The organism is Streptomyces sp. NPDC001515 (assembly GCF_053597115.1).
Window position 1 is genome coordinate 1 of the sequence record NZ_JBSFHN010000027.1, and the last position, 18846, is coordinate 18846.

The window sequence follows — 18846 nt, forward strand, 5'->3', positions numbered from 1 at the left end:
ACTCTATCAGACTCTTTCGTGTCCGATTCCCGGTCGAAGCGGGTCAAGCGTTTTTCGCTTTCCAGTTCTTCGCTTTCGCGTTTCCCTTTCCGGCGAGTCCGACTCTATCAGATCCTTTCGGGCCTGATTCCCAGTCAGCGGGGCTTGTCCTCCGGGCTGTTGGGCCCTTCCGACGAGTGAGACATTAGCGAATCACAGGCCCCGACGCTAATCGGGGTCGCGTTCCTTCGAACGCGGATTGCTCATTCCACGGGCGCGCACAGAAAAGCCAGCGACAGATGTCGCGTGCTCGTGTGGTTACTGCGGAATGGCTGTCCGGGGACCGACCGGGGTCGGCGCTCACGTCGGACAACTCGGAGCACACTACGGATGCGAGGAGAGCGTGTCAACCCCCGGCTCGGGCGCACTGCGGTGAGGGGCGGGGCAGTGGTGCGAGGACGTGCTGGCCAGGCGGCCGGCTCCGCGACGCTGTGCGGTTGGTCCAATGGGGTCAGCCGTTGCCGGAGGCCAGTTCGCGGCTGCGGTCGCGGGCGGCCTCCAGGGCGGCGATGAGGGCGGCACGTACGCCGTGGTTCTCGAGTTCGCGGATGGCGCTGATGGTGGTGCCGGCCGGGCTGGTGACGGCCTCGCGGAGCTTGACCGGGTGTTCGCCGCTGTCGCGGAGCATCACGGCGGCGCCGATGGCGGCCTGGACGATGAGGTCGTGGGCCTGGGCGCGGGGCAGGCCGAGCAGGATGCCGGCGTCCGTCATGGCCTCGACGAGGAAGTAGAAGTACGCCGGGCCGGAGCCGGAGAGGGCGGTGGCCGCGTCCTGCTGGGACTCGGGCACCCGCAGGGTCTTGCCGACCCCGCCGAAGATCGTCTCGGCGGAGGTCAGATGGCCGGGGGTGGCGTGGCTGCCCCCGGAGATGACTGACATGCCCTCGTCGACCAGGACGGGGGTGTTCGGCATGACCCGGACGACCGGGGTGCCCGTGGCGAGGCGGTCCTCGATGAAGGCGGTCGTGATGCCGGCCGCGGCGCTGATGACCAGGCGGTCGGCGGTGAGGTGCGGGGCGAGTTCGTCGAGGAGCCGGCCCATGTCCTGCGGCTTGACCGCGAGGATGAGGATGTCCGCGCGCTCGGCGGCCTCGGCGTTGGTGACCGCGTCGACCCCGTACCGGTCCTTCAGTTCGGCGGCGCGTTCGGAGCGGCGGGTGGTCACCAGGAGGTCGGCCGGGCGCCAGCCCGCCCGGATCATGCCGCTGAGCAGGGCCTCGCCGATCTTGCCTGTGCCGAGGACCGCAACTGTCTGGGTCATGCCGTTTCACCCTCCGGGCTGTGCTCGCCGTGCACGGGGTTCCGTACGCGTTCCGGTCATCCTCGCACCGGCCCGTCAGGTGGTGCGGCGGCGGAGGGTGGCGGCTCCGAGGGCGAGGACGACCAGGGCGCAGCCCGCCACGATGGCCACGTCGCGGACGAAGGCGCCGGTGACGTCGGCGTGGTGGAGGACCTCGTTCATGCCGTCCACGGCGTACGACATGGGCAGGACGTCGGAGACGGCTTCGAGTACGGGGGCCATCCGGTCGCGGGGGATGAACAGTCCGCAGAGCAGGAGCTGCGGGAAGATCACGGCGGGCATGAACTGGACGGCCTGGAACTCGGACGCGGCGAAGGCGGAGACGAAGAGGCCGAGCGCGGTGCCGAGGAGGGCGTCGAGGACGGCCACCAGCAGGAGCAGCCACGGCGATCCGGTGACGTCCAGGCCGAGGGCCCAGACGGAGAGGCCGGTGGCCAGCAGCGACTGGACGACGGCGACGGCGCCGAAGGCGAGCGCGTAGCCGGCGATGAGGTCGCCCTTGCCCAGGGGCATGGCGAGGAGCCGTTCCAGGGTGCCGGAGGTGCGTTCGCGCAGGGTGGCGATGGAGGTCACCAGGAACATCGTGATCAGCGGGAAGATCCCGAGGAGCGAGGCCCCGATGGAGTCGAAGGTCTGCGGGGAGCCGTCGAAGACGTACCGCAGCAGGGTGATCAGCACGACCGGGATCAGCAGGAGCAGCGCGATCGTGCGCGGGTCGTGGGTGAGCTGGCGCAGGACGCGGCCGGCGGTGGCGAGGGTGCGGGCCGGGCTGAGCGGCGGGGTGGTGGCGGGCCGGGTGCCCGGGGTGCTCGTCGTGGTGCTCATCGGGCGTTCTCCTGACGGGTGGCGGCCGCGTCGACCAGGTGGAGGAAGGCTTCTTCGACGGTGGGGGTGCCGGCATCGGCACGCAGGGCCTCGGGGGTGTCGTCGGCGAGGATCTCGCCCTCGCGCATGAGGAGCAGCCGGTGGCAGCGCTCGGCCTCGTCCATGACGTGCGAGGAGATGAGCAGGGTGGTGCCCCGCTCGGCGGCGAGGGTGTGGAAGAGGTTCCAGAGGTCGCGCCTGAGGACGGGGTCGAGACCGACGGTGGGTTCGTCGAGGACGAGCAGTTCGGGGGTGCCGAGCAGGGCGACGGCGAGGGAGACCCGGGTGCGCTGGCCGCCGGAGAGCGCGCCGGCCAGGGCGTCGGCGTGGCTGGTCAGGTCCACGTCGCCGATGGCGCGGGTGACGGCGTCCCGGCGTTCGTCACGGTGGCGGCGGCCGGGCCGGAGGACCGCCGCGAAGTAGTCCAGGTTCTGGCGGACGGTGAGGTCGGTGTACACGGAGGGGGCCTGCGTCACATAGCCGATGCGGGGGCGCAGGGAGGGGTGGCCGGCCGGGCTGCCCAGGACGTCCAGGGCGCCGGTGACCTTGGCCTGGGTGCCGACGACGGCACGCATCAGGGTGGATTTGCCGCAGCCGGAGGGGCCGAGGAGCCCGGTGATCCTGCCGGGTTCGACGGTGAAGTCGAGGCCCTTGAGGACGGTGCGGCTGCCTCGTACGACGGTGAGGCCACGGGCCTCGATGGCGACGCCCGAAGAATTCATCATGTGATGAATTTTGATCCCGGCGCGGCCCCGCCGTCAAGGGAACGCGCACCGGCGGGGCCGTGTCGGGACGGGCGGGCGCTCAGCTCAGGGCGAGCTTCAGATCGACGACGTACCTCTCCTCGACCGTGCCGTCCGGGAAGAGCGCGGCGAGACGGACGCGCTCCTCGGCGAGGAAGCGCTCGGCCGGTTCCGCGTCGATGACCAGAAAGGCGGAGTGGCTGCCGAGGTTGGCGAGGTGGGTGTCCAGCGGGACCCGGCGGGTCCACGGGATGCGGCGGTGCGCGAAGCCGAAGGTGTCCGGCAGCTCGCGGATGCCTACGGCCGAGCCGTGCGCGCTGGTGTCCTCGGCGCCGGCCTCCTCCAGGAAGAACCGGCGCAGCCGGGCGTCCTGGTCCGCCAGCCACGGGGTCTCCCGGTCCGGGACGTTCCACCACAGGGCGAGCGCGCCCCCGGGAAGCAGGACCCGGCGGGCCTCGGCGGCGGCGAGCGCGGGATCGGTCCAGTGCCAGGACTGGGCGTACGTGACGAGGTCCGCGGAGCCCCCGGCGAACGGGAGCCGGTTGCCGTCGGCGCGCACCAGCGGGACGTGCGGCAGGGTGCGGCGCAGTTCGGCCGCCATGCCGGGGCCGGGCTCCACCGCGACGACCCGGGCGCCCCGGTCGTCGAGCAGCCCGGTGGAGATGCCGGTGCCCGCGCCGACGTCGAGGGCGCGGGCACCGCGCAGGGGGCGGCCGGCCAGGTCCTCGACGGCGGTGAACAGCGCGGGCGGGTAGCCGGGGCGGGCCGCGGCGTACTGGGCGGCGGCCCGGTCGAACGACCGGGCGCGGGCGGCGACGAGGGCGGCGGGGTCCTGCGGGCGGGATGCGGTCATGGAGCCATCGTGGACCCCGGGGTGCGCCCGGCGGGAGCCGCGGGTGCCCGGGATCCGCGCCACCGGGTCCGGGGGCCCAGGAATCCCTCGGGCCCGCGCCGACCCGCCGTACGGACGGCGACGGCACAACGGGCCCGGACCCGATCCGGCTCCGGCTCCGGCTCCAGCTCCGGCTCCAGCTCCAGCTCCAGCTCCAGCTCCAGCTCCAGCTCCAGCAACAGCAACAGCAACAGCAACAGCGGAGTCGTGCTTCTCGGGCGTACGGGCACGGTCCCGGTCGCCGGGCGTACGGTGCGGGCCCTCCCGCCCCCGACGCTACTTCCGGCGGGGCTTCTTGGTGTTCTTGCGGGCCGCCGGGTTGCCGGTGCGGGCGGCGCGGCGCTTGGCGTAGCGCGCCTGGGCGGCTTCGAACTCCTCGCGGTGGAGCTTCTCGCCGGGCGCCTCGGAGAACGTACGGAAGAAGTAGGCGAGCAGGGAGCCGACGAAGCCGATGGTCTTGAGGCCGCGCAGGCTCTCCTCGCGGGCGGCGTCGGCGGGGCGGCGGTTGAAGCCCTCCCAGGTCTTGCGGAAGGCGATGGCGCTGCAGACGGCGAACATCAGCACGACCAGCATGCCGACGAAGCCGCCGATGTCGGCGATCTCCAGGCCCTGGTAGGCGAAGCGGAGCACGAAACAGGAGGCGACGGCGGCGGCGAGCGAACCGACGGCCGCTCCGACGCGGCGCAGCCCGTAGTTCCCGTCGTGGGCGACCCAGGTGGTGCCGAAGAAGCGGATCGGCTCCGGCTGGGGGCCCGGGGCGGTCGCGGGGGCACCGACGGGGGCCTCGCGGTCGGGGGCGTTGCCGTCGGGGGTGTCGCTGTTCTCGCTCACGGGGTCGATTATCCCAGGCGCCGGGATGCCGGACACGCGTCCGGCCCCTCCGGCGCGGGGCCGGAGGGGCCGGAGACGGCACCCGGGAGGGGTCAGCCGAGCCGGGAGACGTCGCGGACGGCGCCCCGGTCCGCGCTCGTCGCCATGGCGGCGTAGGCGCGCAGCGCGGCCGAGACCTTGCGTTCGCGGTTCTTCGGCGCGTACACCCCGTTCAGCGCGGCGCGGCGGGCGGCCAGGACCTCGTCGGCGACCAGGAGGTCGATCGAGCGGTTCGGGATGTCGATGCGGATGCGGTCGCCGTCCTCGACGAGCGCGATCGTGCCGCCGGAGGCCGCCTCGGGCGAGGCATGGCCGATGGACAGGCCCGACGTGCCGCCGGAGAAGCGGCCGTCGGTGACCAGGGCGCAGCTCTTGCCGAGGCCCCGGCCCTTGAGGAACGAGGTCGGGTACAGCATCTCCTGCATGCCGGGGCCACCGCGCGGGCCCTCGTAGCGGATGACGACGACGTCGCCCTCCTTGATCTCCTTGCGGAGGATCTTGTCGACGGCCTCCTCCTGCGACTCGCAGACGACCGCCGGGCCCTCGAAGGTCCAGATCGACTCGTCGACGCCGGCCGTCTTCACGACGCAGCCGTCCTCGGCGATGTTGCCCTTGAGGACCGCGAGACCGCCGTCCTTGGAGTACGCGTGGGCCATGTCGCGGATGCAGCCGCCGGCCGCGTCCACGTCGAGGGTGTCCCAGCGCTCGGACTGCGAGAAGGCGGTCGCGGAGCGGACGCAGCCGGGGGCCGCGTGCCACAGCTCGACGGCCTCGGGCGACGGCGAGCCGCCGCGCACGTCCCAGTTCTTCAGCCACTCGGCGAGGGTGTCGGAGTGCACCGCGTGCACGTCCTCGTTGAGCAGACCGCCCCGGTGCAGCTCGCCGAGGATGGCGGGGATGCCGCCGGCCCGGTGGACGTCCTCCATGTAGTACGTCCCGCCGGGCGCGACGTTGGGGGCGACCTTCGACAGGCACGGGACGCGGCGCGAGACGGCGTCGATGTCCGAGAGGTCGTAGTCCAGCTCCGCCTCCTGGGCGGCCGCCAGCAGGTGCAGGATCGTGTTGGTGGAGCCGCCCATCGCGATGTCCAGCGCCATCGCGTTCTCGAACGCGGCGCGGGTGCCGATGGCGCGGGGCAGGACCGTGGCGTCGTCCTGCTCGTAGTAGCGCCGGGTGATCTCGACGACCGTGCGGCCGGCCTCCTCGTACAGCGCCTTGCGGGCGGTGTGCGTGGCGAGGACCGAGCCGTTGCCGGGGAGGGAGAGGCCGAGGGCCTCGGTCAGGCAGTTCATCGAGTTGGCGGTGAACATGCCGGAACAGCTGCCGCAGGTGGGGCAGGCGTTCTCCTCGATACGGAGGATGTCCTCGTCGGAGATCTTCTCGTCCACGGCGTCGCTGATCGCGTTGATCAGGTCGAGCTTGCGGACCGTGCCGTCCACGAGGGTGGCCTTGCCGGCCTCCATCGGGCCGCCGGAGACGAAGACCGTCGGGATGTTGAGGCGCATCGCGGCCATCAGCATGCCGGGGGTGATCTTGTCGCAGTTGGAGATGCAGATCAGCGCGTCGGCGCAGTGCGCCTCGACCATGTACTCGACGCTGTCCGCGATCAGGTCGCGGGAGGGCAGGCTGTAGAGCATGCCGCCGTGGCCCATCGCGATGCCGTCGTCCACCGCGATGGTGTTGAACTCGCGGGGCACCGCGCCCGCCGCCTTGATCGCCTCGGAGACGATCCGGCCGACGGGGGCGAGGTGGGTGTGGCCGGGGACGAACTCCGTGAAGGAGTTGGCGACGGCGACGATCGGCTTGCCGATGTCCTCGCTCGCTACGCCCGAGGCCCGCATAAGGGCGCGGGCGCCCGCCATGTTGCGTCCGTGGGTGACCGTGCGGGACCTCAGCTCGGGCATCGTCGCTCGCTCCTTCGACAGAAAAGACTGCCTCCGAGCGTACGCCTCCGGTGCCAAGATCTGGACACGGTGTCCGGAATGCGGGACGGGCGGCTCGCTCCGTGGGCGCCGCGTGGGGCACGGGCGTACGGTCAGCGCTCGGTCAGATAGCGCCGGAGCGTGGGGGCCACCATCGCGATGATCCGCTCGGGGTCCGCCGACGCCAGCGGTTCGGCGCGCACCACGTACCGCAGTATCACGATCCCCACCATGTGCGAGGCGGCCAGCTCCGCCCGGAAGGTCGGATCGGGTACGTCCAGCCGCTCCGCGATCCGCTCCAGCAGCCGCCTCAGCACGAAGGCCCGCAGCACGTCGGCGGCGGCCTCGTGGGTGAGCGCCGAGCGGATGACCGCCAGCAGCGGGACGCGGGTGACCGGGTCCTCCCAGATCCCGATGAAGTAGCGGGCCAGCCGCTCCCCCACGTCCGCGCCGCCCTCGCCGAAGAGCTCCGCGATGTCCAGGACCGGTTCGAAGGAGACCTCGATGGCCGCGGCGAAGACCTCGTCCTTGGTCCCGAAGTAGTGGTGGACCAGGGCCGGGTCCACCCCGGCCGCCTTGGCGATGCCGCGCACCGACGTCTTGTCGTAGCCGCGCTCCGCGAACTCGGCGCGGGCCGCGTCCAGGATCCGGGTGCGCGCGTCCGGTCCCGGGCCGGCGTCGGCGCGGGCGGGGCGGCCCCGGCGCCGGGGGCCCGGGGCGGCGGTGTCCCCGGTCACGGGCGGGGCGTCCGGGCGGAGGAGGCGAGGTGGAGCCGGGTGAAGGCCAGCGCCTCGGCAAGGTCGGCCTCGCGTTCGGCGGAGGACATCGCCCGCCGGGTGTTGACCTCGATGACCACATGGCCGTCGAAACCGGTCCGGGCCAGCCGCTCCAGCAGGGCGGCGCAGGGCTGGTCGCCCCGGCCGGGCACCAGGTGCTCGTCCTTGTTGGAGCCCTTGCCGTCGGCCAGGTGCACATGGGCGAGCCGGTCGCCCATCCGCTCGGCCATGGCCATGCCGTCGGTCCGCGCGGTCGCGGTGTGCGAGAGGTCGACGGTGAAGTGGCGGTAGTCGTCGTTGGTGACGTCCCAGTCGGGGGCGTACGCGAGCATCTCGCGGTCCCGGTAGCGCCAGGGGTACATGTTCTCGACGGCGAACCGCACATCGGTCTCGTCCGCCATCCGCCAGATGCCCCGGACGAAGTCGCGGGCGTAGGTGCGCTGCCACCGGAACGGGGGGTGGACGACGACGGTCGTGGCGCCGAGCTTCTCCGCCGCGGCGCGGGCCCGCTGGAGCTTGACCCAGGGGTCGGTGGACCAGACCCGCTGGGTGATGAGGAGACAGGGGGCGTGGACCGCCAGTATCGGCACCCCGTGGTAGTCCGAGAGGCGGCGCAGCGCCTCGATGTCCTGGCTGACCGGATCGGTCCACACCATGACCTCGACGCCGTCGTACCCCAGGCGCGCGGCGATCTCGAAGGCCGTCGCCGTCGACTCCGGATAGACCGAGGCCGTCGACAGGGCGACCTTCGCATCCGGGATGCGCACCACTGGTTCTGCCACGCAGACAGCGTACGGGCAGCGGTGCGCCCCGCCGAGGGAGCGGGACGGAAAGTGAGAAGGGCCATGGATCCCGACGCGGTCCTGACTCGATCCGGGCCCGGCCGCGCCGAGATCGAGTCACCGACCGGGGCCGGGCCGGGGCCGGGTCAGGTGAGGGCCGCGTCCTCGCGGGACGTCAGGTGGTCCAGGCGGCGCAGGATGACGCCCTCGCGCAGCGCCCAGGGGCAGATCTCCACCTCCTCGACGCCGAGCAGGTCCATCGCCCCCTCCGCGACCAGCGCGCCCGCCAGCACCTGGGCCGCGCGGCCCTCGGAGACGCCGGGCAGGGTCCCGCGCTCCTCCGCCGTCATCGCGGCGAGCTTCGGCACCCACTCCTCCAGCGCCCGGCGGCCGAGGGTGCGCTGCGTGTACAGCCCCTCCGTGGAGCGGGCGGCGCCCGCGATCCTGGCGAGCTGCTTGAAGGTCTTGGAGGTGGCCACGACGTGGTCGGGGCGGCCGAAGCGGGTGAACTCGCCGACACTGCGGGCGATCCGCGCCCGCACGTGGCGGCGCAGCGCCCTGACCTCAGCCGGGTCCGGCGGGTCGCCGGCCAGCCAGCCGGCCGTGAGGCGGCCGGCGCCGAGCGGCAGCGACACGGCGGCGTCCGGTTCCTCGTCGATGCCGTACGCGATCTCCAGCGAGCCGCCGCCGATGTCCAGGACCAGCAGCCGCCCCGCCGACCAGCCGAACCAGCGGCGGGCGGCGAGGAAGGTCAGCCGGGCCTCCTCGCTGCCGCTGAGGACGGCCAGGTCCACGCCGGTCTCCTCACGGACCCGGGCCAGCACCCGGTCGGCGTTGCTCGCCTCGCGCACCGCCGAGGTGGCGAAGGCCAGCACGTCCTCGCAGCCCTTGTCCTCGGCGGCCTGGAGCGCGTCGGCGACCGTCGCCACCAGCCGGTCCACGCCGACCGGGCCGATCGCGCCGTCGTCGTCGAGCAGTTGGGCCAGGCGCAGCTCCGCCTTGTGCGAATGCGCGGGCAGCGGCCGGGCGCCGGGGTGCGCGTCGACCACCAGCAGATGAACCGTGTTCGACCCCACGTCGAGGACTCCGAGTCTCATATGAAGAACGCTACTGCCGCCCCCGGCCGCTCCGGACCGGCGCACGGGACCGCGCGCATGCGCCGGTGCGCCTTACTCTGGGCCCGTGCCAAAGACGAAAAAGGCGAAGCCGGGCAAAGCCACGAAGAAGCAGACGACCGGGCGGGCCACCCCGCCGGCGCGGACGGAGGAGCCCGACGAGAAGGGCATCGACTTCGCGCGGGCCTGGGTGGAGTTCCCGGACCCGGCCGACGACGAGCAGGTCTTCCGCTGCGATCTGACCTGGCTGACGTCCAGGTGGACGTGCGTCTTCGGCAGCGGCTGCCAGGGCATCCAGGCGGGGCGCGCGGACGACGGCTGCTGCACCCTGGGCGCCCATTTCTCGGACGAGGACGACGAGAAGCGGGTCGCCGGGCACGTCGCGCGCCTCACCCCCGAGCTGTGGCAGTTCCACGACGTGGGCAGCGAGTCGGGCTGGGTCCAGACCGACGAGGACGGGGAGCGCCAGACCCGGCGCTGGCAGGGCTCCTGCATCTTCCAGAACCGTCCCGGCTTCGCCGCGGGCGCCGGCTGCTCCCTGCACATCCTGGCGCTGCGCGAGGGCCGCGAACCGCTGGAGACCAAGCCGGACGTGTGCTGGCAGCTGCCGGTCCGGCGGACGTACGACTGGATCGACCGGCCCGACGACACCCGGGTGCTCCAGGTGTCGATCGGTGAGTACGACCGCCGGGGCTGGGGTCCGGGCGGGCACGATCTGCACTGGTGGTGCACCTCGGCGACGTCGGCGCACGGAGCCGGTGAGCCGGTGTACGTGTCCTACCGGCCCGAGCTGACGGAGCTGATGGGCAAGGAGGCGTACGAGCGGCTGGCCGAGCTGTGCGAGGAACGGCTCTCCGCCCTGCTGCCGATGGCCCCCCACCCGGCGGACCCCGCTTAGGGCTTCAGTCGGCCCGGGGCGGGGTGCCGGGCCCGCCCTTGCCCGGCTCCGAGGTCGACGGCGGGCCCGTCGGGTCCGGTGAGGAGCCGGGCGGGTCCGTGGGCGGCGGGGTGCTGCCCGACGGATCGGGCGTCGGCGTCGGCGTGGGCGTCGGGTCCGGCGGTGTCGGGGAGGGCTCCTGCGGGACGGGCGGATGCGGGCGGGACGATCCGCTCGGGGACGGCGGGGGGACGGTCGGGGGCGCGCCCCCGTAGCCGTGCAGGGCGACGACGGCTCCGGAGGGGGCGACGGCGATCCTGGCCGTCCAGTAGCCCGCGGGCTCCCGGCCGTGGTCCACCAGGACCCGGATGGTGGTGGACGCGCCCGGGGCGAGCCTGCCCGAAGTGGCGCTCAGCCGCAGCCAGGACTGGGCCGTGCCGGCGGTCCAGGCGACCGGGCCGGACGCGGAGGCGGTGAGCGTGAGCGTGGTCGTGCCGCCGGAGGAGCGGGCCTCGACGGTGAGCCGGCCGGTGTGCCGCTCCCGGCCGTCCCCGTCCGCGTCCGTTTCCGCGCCGATGACCTCGGCGGAGATCTCGGGGAGGCCGGCGCCGTCCGTGAAGGGGCGGCGCTCGTCGGGGCGTGCGTTGCCCGCGTTCTCGTAGTGGCCGTACGGGGCCTCGGTGCTGTGGTCGCCCTGGTCGGTGGCGGTGACCACCGGGCCCTCGTGGCCCTCGCCGATGAGCGGCGCGCCCCGGTAGGCGGACCAGAGCGCGATCACGGGGGCGGCGACGACCGTGGCGACCACGGTCGTCGTCATCATCCGGGACCGCAGCCGGTCGCGGCGCGCCGCGTGGTCCTTGGGGTCCATGGGGAAGCCGGTGCGGTCGAAGCGGGGTGTGGCGGACCGATTCTTCTGATGCTTCTGCGCCTGGAGCATGGCCACATACGCGGAGGGGCGCGGCGCCTCGACGACCGCCAGTGCCGCCGCGGGCGTGATCGCGGCCCCGGGCCAGGGGCCCCGCGCGTCGGCCCGCTCGGCGGCGCGCCGGCACCTCGGGCAGTCGTCCACATGCCGTACGAGCTCACGGCGGAGCGGGGCGGAGAGCAGGAGCCGCCGGTCGCCGGTGAGCCGGCCGACCGCGGGGCAGGTGCCCGTCTCGGCGACGGCGAGGGCGGCCCGGGTCCGCTCGACCTCGCAGGCGGCGGCGGCCAGGAGCTCCCGGGCGGTCGCCGGCTCCAGCCCGAGGACGGCGGCGACGGCGCGCGGGGCGAGGCGGTGGCGGACGGCGAGCTCCAGGGCCTCGCGCTGCTCGGGTGTGGTCCCGGCCGCCTCGGGCCAGGCCAGCTGGGCCAGCTCGCGGCGGTGCGCCTCGGCGGCGGCCGGGCTCTCGGACCACGAGGCCGGGGCGGCGGGGGCCTCGGAGCGGGACCGGGCGGCGGGCGCGCTCCCGGAGAGGAGCGGGGCGGCGGAGGGCTCGGGCCTGGTCCGGGCGTCGGCCGGGCCGCCTGGCCGGACCGGGGAAGCGGAGGCGGAGCGGGGTGCGGGGGTGGTGAGCGGGGTCCTGAGGGCGCGCGCGGAGGCGGCCGTGCGCCGTCCCCGGCGGCCCGTGTGCGCGGCGGGGCCCCGGTGGTCGTCGCCGGCCGGGGACGGCTGGCCGTACGGGCGGGCGGGGTCGGGCCCGCGGTGCGCCTGCCGGCCCCGCGTCCGCTCGGCGAGCCTGCGCAGACACATCCAGCGGGCCAGGGCGTACAGCCAGGTCCTGCGCTCCTCCTCGCCCGTGGGACACCGCCCGCCCTGCCGCTCGGCCAGCGCGAGGACGGCGCCCAGCGCCTCGGTGGCGGCGTCGTGGTCGCAGAGCACGGAGAGGCAGTAGGTGAACAGACCGTCGAGATGCGGCTCGTAACGGGCGGGCGGCCGCTTCGGCGAGGCGTGGGGCGCGCGGCGCGGCGCCCGGTGTGCGCCGGGGGTGTTCGCGGGGGTCTCCAGCCTGCTGCTCGTCACCTTGCGACCGTAGGCAGGGCGGACCACCCCCTCGTACCCCTTGCGGACATTTAACCCTTACGGGTGAACGTATCGGTCGACAAGGGACACCGGGCCGGGCCGGCCGCCCCCGCGCCCCCGGCCCCGGGCGCCCCGGGGCACCGCGCCGGGCGGCACTGTCCGACCCCACCGATACGGTGGCGCCATGGCTGCCCGTACGAAATCCGCGAAGGACCGGCCGTCCTACCGCTGCACCGAATGCGGCTGGACCACCGCGAAGTGGCTCGGCCGCTGCCCCGAGTGCCAGGCGTGGGGCACGGTCGAGGAGTTCGGCGGTGCCCCGGCCGTGCGGACGACGGCCGCCGGCCGCGTCTCCACGGCCGCGCTCCCCATCGGCCAGGTCGACGGCCGGCAGGCCACGGCCCGCTCGACGGGCGTCGGTGAGCTGGACCGGGTGCTCGGCGGCGGCCTGGTGCCCGGGGCCGTCGTGCTGCTCGCGGGCGAGCCGGGCGTCGGCAAGTCCACGCTGCTGCTGGACGTGGCGGCCAAGGCCGCGAGCGAGGACCACCGCACGCTGTACGTCACGGGTGAGGAGTCCGCCGGCCAGGTCCGGCTGCGCGCCGACCGGATCCGGGCGATCCACGACCAGCTGTACCTGGCGGCGGAGACCGACCTCTCGGCGGTGCTGGCCCATCTGGACGAGGTCAAGCCCTCGCTGCTCGTCCTGGACTCGGTGCAGACCGTGGCCTCCCCGGAGATCGACGGGGCGCCCGGCGGGATGGCGCAGGTCCGCGAGGTGGCCGGGGCGCTGATCCGCGCCTCCAAGGAACGCGGCATGTCCACGCTGCTGGTCGGCCACGTCACCAAGGACGGCGCCATCGCCGGTCCCCGGCTGCTGGAGCACCTGGTCGACGTGGTGCTCTCCTTCGAAGGCGACCGGCACGCCCGGCTGCGCCTGGTGCGCGGGGTGAAGAACCGCTACGGGGCGACCGACGAGGTCGGCTGCTTCGAGCTCCACGACGAGGGCATCACCGGCCTCGCCGACCCCTCGGGCCTCTTCCTCACCCGCCGCGACGAGCCCGTCCCGGGCACCTGCCTGACGGTGACGCTGGAGGGCAAGCGCCCCCTGGTCGCCGAGGTGCAGGCGCTCACGGTCGACTCGCAGATCCCCTCGCCCCGGCGCACGACCTCGGGCCTGGAGACGTCCCGGGTGTCGATGATGCTCGCGGTCCTGGAGCAGCGCGGCCGGATCAGCGCGCTCGGCAAGCGGGACATCTACAGCGCGACGGTCGGCGGGGTGAGGCTCACCGAGCCCGCCGCGGACCTCGCGGTGGCGCTCGCCCTGGCCAGCGCGGCCAGCGACACACCGCTGCCGAAGAACCTGGTGGCGATCGGCGAGGTGGGTCTCGCGGGCGAGGTCAGACGGGTCACGGGGGTCCAGCGGCGGCTGGCCGAGGCGCACCGGCTGGGCTTCACCCACGCGCTGGTCCCGGTCGATCCGGGCAAGGTCCCGGCCGGTATGAAGGTCACGGAAGTCGCCAACATGGGCGACGCGCTCAGGGTCCTCCCGCGCCGCTCTCGTGCACAGGCCCCACAGGAGGACAACGGGCGCCGGTAGACTTTGCCCTGGTCTCGCCCGTCCGTACGAACGGCACGAGGGACGTAGGGTCTCCCGTTCGGATCCGGCAGGATCCGCGCACCAGGCCCTGAGGGCACCGCAACCTGTGACCGGAGGAGTGCAGTGGCAGCCAGCGACCGGGCAGCATCGCCCGGAAAGTCCGGCCAAGGCACCGGGATCGAGGCGCTGATGCGCGCCTCGTTGTCCGCCGTCGCGCCCGGAACGGCCCTGCGGGACGGCCTGGAGCGCATTCTCCGCGGCAACACCGGCGGGCTGATCGTCCTCGGCATGGACAGGACCGTCGAGTCGATGTGCACCGGCGGCTTCGTGCTGGACGTGGAGTTCACCGCGACCCGGCTGCGGGAGCTCGCCAAGCTCGACGGGGCACTGATCCTCGACAAGGACATGACCAAGATCCTGCGCGCCGGCGTTCAGCTGGTCCCGGACGCCTCGATCCCCACCGAGGAGACCGGCACCCGGCACCGCACGGCGGACCGGGTCTCCAAGCAGTGCAACTTCCCGGTCGTCTCGGTCTCCCAGTCGATGCGCCTGATCGCGCTGTACGTGAACGGGGAGCGCCGGGTCCTGGAGGAGTCCGGTGCGATCCTCTCCCGGGCCAATCAGGCGCTCGCCACCCTGGAGCGGTACAAGCTCCGTCTGGACGAGGTCGCCGGGACGCTCTCCGCGCTGGAGATCGAGGACCTGGTGACCGTCCGGGACGTGACGGCGGTCGCCCAGCGCCTGGAGATGGTCCGCCGGATCGCCACCGAGATCGCGGAGTACGTGGTCGAGCTGGGCACCGACGGCCGCCTTCTCTCGCTCCAGCTCGACGAGTTGATCGCCGGAGTGGAGCCCGAGCGCGAGCTGGTCGTCCGGGACTACGTGCCGGAGCCGACCGCCAAGCGCTCGCGCACGGTCGCGGAGGCGCTCACCGAGCTGGACGCTCTCTCCCACACGGAGCTGCTCGAACTGCCGGTGGTGGCACGGGCGCTGGGGTACAGCGGCTCTCCGGAGACGCTCGACTCGGCGGTCTCGCCGCGCGGCTTCCGGCTGCTGGCGAAGGTGCCGCGGCTGCCCGGCGCGATCATCGACCGGCTGGTGGAGCACTTCGGCGGGCTGCAGAAGCTGCTCGCCGCGAGCGTGGACGACCTCCAGACGGTGGACGGCGTCGGGGAGGCACGGGCGCGCAGCGTGCGCGAGGGCCTGTCCCGCCTGGCCGAGTCGTCGATCCTGGAGCGGTACGTCTGACCCGGTCGCGGTGGTGACCGGGGCGGCCCCGGCCCCCCGACCCGCTCGGCCTCCGCTCTCCCCGGGCCTTTCCCGACCGCCCGGCCCCCAAGGACATCCGTCCGGAGCGCCCGGCCCCCACGGGCCCTTTCCGGCCTGCCCGGCCTCTTCCCCGCCGCCCGGCCCCGCTCAGTCCTTCGCGAGGACGAACGAGGCGCGCTGCACGGGGGCGCCCGGGGCCTTGGCCTCCACCAGATACGTCCCCGGCCCGGCCTTCCCGGCCGGTGGCGTCGCGCACTTCGGGGCGCTCTTGGCGCGGTCCCACTCGACGGCGTACTCGACGGTCTGCCCCGCCGGAACCTTCAGCAGGACCGCGGCGGTGTCGCGCGGGCAGTCCTTGGAGGACCACACCTGCTCGTCGTCGCCGCCCGCCTCGGTGACGGTGAGGACGGCGGCCCTCGGACCGAAGTCGGCCTTGCAGGTGGTCGACGAGGTGTTCTCGGCGAGCAGCCGGAACCTCGGCTTCTCGCCCGGCGCGTAGCGCAGACCGGTCTTCAGCGTGAACCGCAGCGCGGTGGGGGCGCAGACGGGGAGCGGGGAATCGGCGGGGACGCGCTGTCCGGCGATGCCCGCGCCCGGCCCCGAGCCGGAACCCGAACCGGCGCCCGTTCCGGCGGTGTTGCCGTTGCCGTCGTTCGCCTCGCCGTCCGCCGGGGCGTCGGACTCGTCGCCGCCGGCCGAACTGCCGCCGCCGCCCGTGCCGCTGCCGCCGCCGTCGCCCGACTCGCCTCCCCCGCCCGGCCGTTCGGTGACGACGGGGCCGGTGCCCGAGGGGCCCGGGGTGATCGAGTGCACGGGTCCCGAGGACGGCGCCTTGGAATCGTCGTGATCCCCCTTGCCGCCACCGGAGGTGACGGCCCATACGATCAGCGCCGCGAGCAGCGCGACCAGCGTCGCCGCTACTGCCCTCCGTCGCCAGTAGATGGAGGAGGGAAGCGGCCCGATCGGATTACGCAGAGATCCCACGGCCCAAACTGTACGAGAGATCGGCGTCAACTCCCGCCCCACCCGCCGCCCCGGGCCCCCGAGTTCCGCCGATCATCATTCCGGGAAGGACCGTTCCGGCCCCGGAGCGCTCCACGGCCACCCTGGGCGACCTTCCGGACGCACCGGGTCACCGGTCGGGGGGCGGGGTTCGGCCGGTTGCCGCAACGGCTCGCGGTGGGTGCGGCCAGTTGCCGGAACGCGGAGGCGGCCCAGCAGGGGCGGACGGCGGTCTCTATCACTCCATGGGCTCGTATTGCGGGCCGACACCCCCGTCCCCCCGACCGCGTTCCTGTCGTCCGTGCCAGGATCGAGGGTGCGATGACTGCCACGACTGCGACACAGACGACCCCCGCCTCCCTCCACACCCCCGTCATCGGGTGGTTCGAACAGCACGCCCGCGATCTGCCCTGGCGCCGCCCCGAGGCGGGCGCCTGGGGCGTGATGGTGAGCGAGTTCATGCTGCAGCAGACCCCCGTCAACCGTGTGCTCCCCGTGTACGAGCAGTGGCTGGCCCGCTGGCCGCGCCCCGCCGATCTCGCGGCGGACCCGCCCGGTGAGGCCGTCCGCGCCTGGGGCCGGCTCGGCTATCCCCGCCGGGCCTTGCGCCTGCACGGGGCCGCCCAGGCCATAACGGAACGCCACGGCGGCGACGTACCGAGCGAACACGCCCAGCTCCTCGCCCTGCCCGGGATCGGTGAGTACACGGCGGCGGCCGTGGCCTCCTTCGCCTACCGGCAGCGGCACGCCGTCCTCGACACGAACGTCCGCCGGGTGTTCGCGCGGGCCGCGACCGGCATCCAGTACCCGCCGAACGCGACCACCGCCGCCGAGCGCAAGCTCGCCCGCGCCCTGCTGCCCGAGGAGGACGAGCGGGCGGCGCAGTGGGCGGCGGCGACGATGGAGCTCGGCGCGCTCGTCTGCACCGCCAGGAACGAGGACTGCTCGCGCTGCCCGATCGCCGCGCAGTGCGCCTGGCGGCTGGCCGGGAAGCCCGCGCACCAGGGGCCCGCGCGCCGGGGCCAGACGTACGCCGGGACCGACCGGCAGGTGCGCGGACGGCTCCTCGCGGTGCTGCGCGAGGCGGTGGGGCCGGTGCCGCAGGCGGTGCTCGACGCGGTGTGGGAGGAGCCCGTGCAGCGGGCCCGCGCCCTGGACGGCCTGGTCGCCGACGGACTCGTCGAACCGCTGGCCGGCGGCCAGTACCGGCTGCCGCTGACCTGAGCACGCTCCCGGCGGGCCGCCGTCCGCCGGGAGCAGCCCCGCGCGCCCGGCTGTTACACAACCGATGGACAGCCGTGCGCCGGCCTATGGCTGCCGCGCACAGCCTCGTGACAACCGCTCCGTAGCGTCTCCTCCATCAGCCCGGTGACCGGTGGCTGAGTGCGGTTCCACGGGGTTCCACGGGGATGGAGGCGGTTGTCATGGCGCAGGGCGAGGTGCTCGGCTTCGAGGAGTATGTGCGGACCCGGCAGGACGCGCTGTTGCGCAGCGCCCGCCGATTGGTCCCCGACCCCGTGGACGCGCAGGACCTGCTGCAGACCGCGCTGGCCCGCACCTACGGGCGCTGGGACGGCATCGCCGACAAGTCCCTCGCCGACGCCTATCTCCGCCGCGTCATGATCAACACCCGTACCGAGTGGTGGCGGGCGCGCCGGCTCGACGAGGTCCCCACCGAGCAGCTTCCCGACGCCAGCATCGAGGACGGCACCGAGCAGCGGGCCGACCGCGCCCTGCTGATGGACGTCCTGGGCGTGCTGGCTCCCAAGCAGCGCAGTGTCGTCGTCCTGCGACACTGGGAGCAGATGAGCACGGAGGAGACGGCCGCCGCCCTGGGCATGTCGGCCGGTACGGTGAAGAGCACCCTGCACCGGGCGCTGGCGCGGCTGCGCCAGGAGCTGGAGAGCAGGGAGGCGGCGAGCCGCGAGGAGCGGTCCCGGGAGGACCGCGGGGCCGCGGTGGCGCATCGCGGCACGGCCGCCCGGACCCCGGCGCGGCCGCGGGCACAAGCGGGGGCGCCCGCGCAGAGGCGCCATGACGAGCGGGGGCGGGAGCGGTGCGCGGCCTGAGAGGCAGCGGTGACGGCCCGGGGAGGGCCGGCGCCATCGGACATCCCACGGGGGACGGCACGGGCGGAGCGCGGGGACGCGCGCTGACGGGCTGGGCGGCGAGCAGTGCGGCACTGGCCGGGCTCGCCGCCTTCGGGCTGTTCGCCGTCAGTTGTTCCACGGGCGGTACGGGGACGCGCGACGAGGGCCCGGCGGGCACCGAGCCGGTCGCCCGGGTCACGCCGAGCACGACCGCGTCCGCCTCGGCGCGGCCGGTGCCGCGGGTCGCCCCGGTGGAGCTGCTCAAGGCGGACCCCAAGGTCAGCGAGCGGGTCCGCTCCGTACTGCGGCCCTGCACCGGTGACGAGTACCCGGTGGACACCTCGTACGGCAAGCTGACCGGCGGCCCGGACACCGATGTCGTGGTGAACGTGATGACCTGCGGGGACTCGGTGGGCGTGGGCACGTATGTCTACCGGCCCCGGCCGGACGGCACGTACGAGAACGTCTTCACGGTCGAGCAGCCCGCGGTGTACGGGACGATCGACCGGGGCGATCTGGTGGTGACGACGCAGTTGTACGGGAAGAAGGACGCGGTCGCCTACCCGTCGGCCGAGGAAGTGATCACGTACCACTGGTCGGGCAGCCGGTTCAGCGAGCAGGACCGGGTGCACAACGATTTCAACCGGGCGGTCGGCAGCGGGGACGGGGATCTGCCCGCACCCACCGAACCGCCGGAGAACTGAGA

At 73.9% G+C, this 18846-nt stretch carries 18 protein-coding genes; 6 read left to right on the forward strand and 12 right to left on the reverse strand.

Going from position 1 to position 18846, the window contains the following annotated elements:
* Positions 1 to 490 precede the first annotated feature (490 nt).
* The 10 genes from proC to ACWCXC_RS26045 all read right to left on the reverse strand — a co-directional run bounded on the left by proC (position 491) and on the right by ACWCXC_RS26045 (position 9285).
* Entirely contained in the window at positions 491 to 1300 is an 810-nt protein-coding gene (gene proC, locus ACWCXC_RS26000; protein WP_450685829.1) for a pyrroline-5-carboxylate reductase, read from the reverse strand.
* A gap of 75 nt (positions 1301 to 1375) precedes the next feature.
* Positions 1376 to 2164, reverse strand: a complete 789-nt coding sequence (locus ACWCXC_RS26005; protein WP_450685828.1) for an ABC transporter permease — start codon at positions 2162 to 2164, stop codon at positions 1376 to 1378.
* Positions 2161 to 2928 carry an ABC transporter ATP-binding protein gene (locus tag ACWCXC_RS26010; protein ID WP_450685827.1) on the reverse strand — a complete coding sequence of 256 codons (768 nt, stop codon included), beginning with the start codon at positions 2926 to 2928 and terminating at the stop codon, positions 2161 to 2163. Before ACWCXC_RS26010 ends, ACWCXC_RS26005 begins: the two co-directional genes overlap by 4 nt.
* A 79-nt stretch (positions 2929 to 3007) precedes the next feature.
* Positions 3008 to 3799 carry a class I SAM-dependent methyltransferase gene (locus ACWCXC_RS26015; protein WP_450685826.1) on the reverse strand — a complete coding sequence of 264 codons (792 nt, stop codon included), beginning with the start codon at positions 3797 to 3799 and terminating at the stop codon, positions 3008 to 3010.
* Positions 3796 to 4029 carry a hypothetical protein gene (locus ACWCXC_RS26020; protein ID WP_450685825.1) on the reverse strand — a complete coding sequence of 78 codons (234 nt, stop codon included), beginning with the start codon at positions 4027 to 4029 and terminating at the stop codon, positions 3796 to 3798. The genes ACWCXC_RS26015 and ACWCXC_RS26020 overlap by 4 nt, the downstream gene beginning before the upstream one ends.
* Before the next feature lie 85 nt (positions 4030 to 4114).
* The gene (locus ACWCXC_RS26025) at positions 4115 to 4669 is read right to left on the reverse strand and encodes a hypothetical protein (RefSeq protein WP_450685824.1); all 555 of its coding nucleotides are present in this window, start codon (positions 4667 to 4669) and stop codon (positions 4115 to 4117) included.
* A 92-nt stretch (positions 4670 to 4761) separates the two neighbouring features.
* Positions 4762 to 6612 (reverse strand): dihydroxy-acid dehydratase, encoded by a 1851-nt coding sequence (gene ilvD, locus ACWCXC_RS26030; RefSeq protein WP_450685823.1) that lies wholly within the window; start codon positions 6610 to 6612, stop codon positions 4762 to 4764.
* Positions 6613 to 6743: 131 nt separating this feature from the next.
* Positions 6744 to 7367 (reverse strand): TetR/AcrR family transcriptional regulator, encoded by a 624-nt coding sequence (locus ACWCXC_RS26035; RefSeq protein WP_450685822.1) that lies wholly within the window; start codon positions 7365 to 7367, stop codon positions 6744 to 6746.
* Complete coding sequence (locus tag ACWCXC_RS26040; RefSeq protein ID WP_450685821.1) at positions 7364 to 8188, reverse strand: sugar phosphate isomerase/epimerase family protein; 825 nt, start codon at positions 8186 to 8188, stop codon at positions 7364 to 7366. Before ACWCXC_RS26040 ends, ACWCXC_RS26035 begins: the two co-directional genes overlap by 4 nt.
* Before the next feature lie 146 nt (positions 8189 to 8334).
* Positions 8335 to 9285 carry a Ppx/GppA phosphatase family protein gene (locus ACWCXC_RS26045; RefSeq protein WP_450685820.1) on the reverse strand — a complete coding sequence of 317 codons (951 nt, stop codon included), beginning with the start codon at positions 9283 to 9285 and terminating at the stop codon, positions 8335 to 8337.
* Between the two features lie 85 nt (positions 9286 to 9370).
* Here ACWCXC_RS26045 and ACWCXC_RS26050 point away from each other — a divergent pair, with 85 nt between their 5' ends.
* Positions 9371 to 10201 (forward strand): hypothetical protein, encoded by an 831-nt coding sequence (locus ACWCXC_RS26050; protein WP_450685819.1) that lies wholly within the window; start codon positions 9371 to 9373, stop codon positions 10199 to 10201.
* Between the two features lie 4 nt (positions 10202 to 10205).
* Here the strand turns inward: ACWCXC_RS26050 and ACWCXC_RS26055 are convergent, their stop codons facing one another.
* Complete coding sequence (locus ACWCXC_RS26055) at positions 10206 to 12182, reverse strand: BACON domain-containing protein (protein WP_450685818.1); 1977 nt, start codon at positions 12180 to 12182, stop codon at positions 10206 to 10208.
* 184 nt (positions 12183 to 12366) lie between these two features.
* Between ACWCXC_RS26055 and radA the strand changes: the two genes are divergently transcribed.
* On the forward strand, positions 12367 to 13779 hold the full coding sequence (radA, locus tag ACWCXC_RS26060; RefSeq protein ID WP_450683628.1) for a DNA repair protein RadA: 1413 nt from the start codon (positions 12367 to 12369) through the stop codon (positions 13777 to 13779).
* Between the two features lie 123 nt (positions 13780 to 13902).
* Positions 13903 to 15027, forward strand: coding sequence for a DNA integrity scanning diadenylate cyclase DisA (gene disA, locus ACWCXC_RS26065; RefSeq protein WP_450683629.1), 1125 nt, complete (start codon positions 13903 to 13905; stop codon positions 15025 to 15027).
* Positions 15028 to 15195: 168 nt separating this feature from the next.
* Here the strand turns inward: disA and ACWCXC_RS26070 are convergent, their stop codons facing one another.
* Complete coding sequence (locus ACWCXC_RS26070) at positions 15196 to 16032, reverse strand: hypothetical protein (RefSeq protein ID WP_450890691.1); 837 nt, start codon at positions 16030 to 16032, stop codon at positions 15196 to 15198.
* A gap of 339 nt (positions 16033 to 16371) precedes the next feature.
* On the opposite strand from ACWCXC_RS26070, the gene ACWCXC_RS26075 reads away from it, so the two are divergent.
* The 3 genes from ACWCXC_RS26075 (at position 16372) to ACWCXC_RS26085 (ending at position 18844) form a co-directional block, all read left to right on the forward strand.
* On the forward strand, positions 16372 to 17274 hold the full coding sequence (locus ACWCXC_RS26075) for an A/G-specific adenine glycosylase (RefSeq protein WP_450683631.1): 903 nt from the start codon (positions 16372 to 16374) through the stop codon (positions 17272 to 17274).
* 200 nt (positions 17275 to 17474) lie between these two features.
* Entirely contained in the window at positions 17475 to 18119 is a 645-nt protein-coding gene (locus tag ACWCXC_RS26080) for a SigE family RNA polymerase sigma factor (protein WP_450890692.1), read from the forward strand.
* Positions 18107 to 18844, forward strand: coding sequence for a hypothetical protein (locus ACWCXC_RS26085; protein ID WP_450890693.1), 738 nt, complete (start codon positions 18107 to 18109; stop codon positions 18842 to 18844). Before ACWCXC_RS26080 ends, ACWCXC_RS26085 begins: the two co-directional genes overlap by 13 nt.
* Positions 18845 to 18846 lie beyond the last annotated feature (2 nt).

Coding starts and splice junctions, on each gene's coding strand:
- proC (WP_450685829.1), bottom strand. CDS start 1,300: ATGACCCAGACAGTTGCGGTCCTCGGCACAGGCAAGATCGGCGAGGCC.
- ACWCXC_RS26005 (WP_450685828.1), bottom strand. CDS start 2,164: ATGAGCACCACGACGAGCACCCCGGGCACCCGGCCCGCCACCACCCCG.
- ACWCXC_RS26010 (WP_450685827.1), bottom strand. CDS start 2,928: ATGATGAATTCTTCGGGCGTCGCCATCGAGGCCCGTGGCCTCACCGTC.
- ACWCXC_RS26015 (WP_450685826.1), bottom strand. CDS start 3,799: ATGACCGCATCCCGCCCGCAGGACCCCGCCGCCCTCGTCGCCGCCCGC.
- ilvD (WP_450685823.1), bottom strand. CDS start 6,612: ATGCCCGAGCTGAGGTCCCGCACGGTCACCCACGGACGCAACATGGCG.
- ACWCXC_RS26045 (WP_450685820.1), bottom strand. CDS start 9,285: ATGAGACTCGGAGTCCTCGACGTGGGGTCGAACACGGTTCATCTGCTG.
- radA (WP_450683628.1), top strand. CDS start 12,367: ATGGCTGCCCGTACGAAATCCGCGAAGGACCGGCCGTCCTACCGCTGC.
- ACWCXC_RS26075 (WP_450683631.1), top strand. CDS start 16,372: ATGACTGCCACGACTGCGACACAGACGACCCCCGCCTCCCTCCACACC.
- ACWCXC_RS26080 (WP_450890692.1), top strand. CDS start 17,475: ATGGCGCAGGGCGAGGTGCTCGGCTTCGAGGAGTATGTGCGGACCCGG.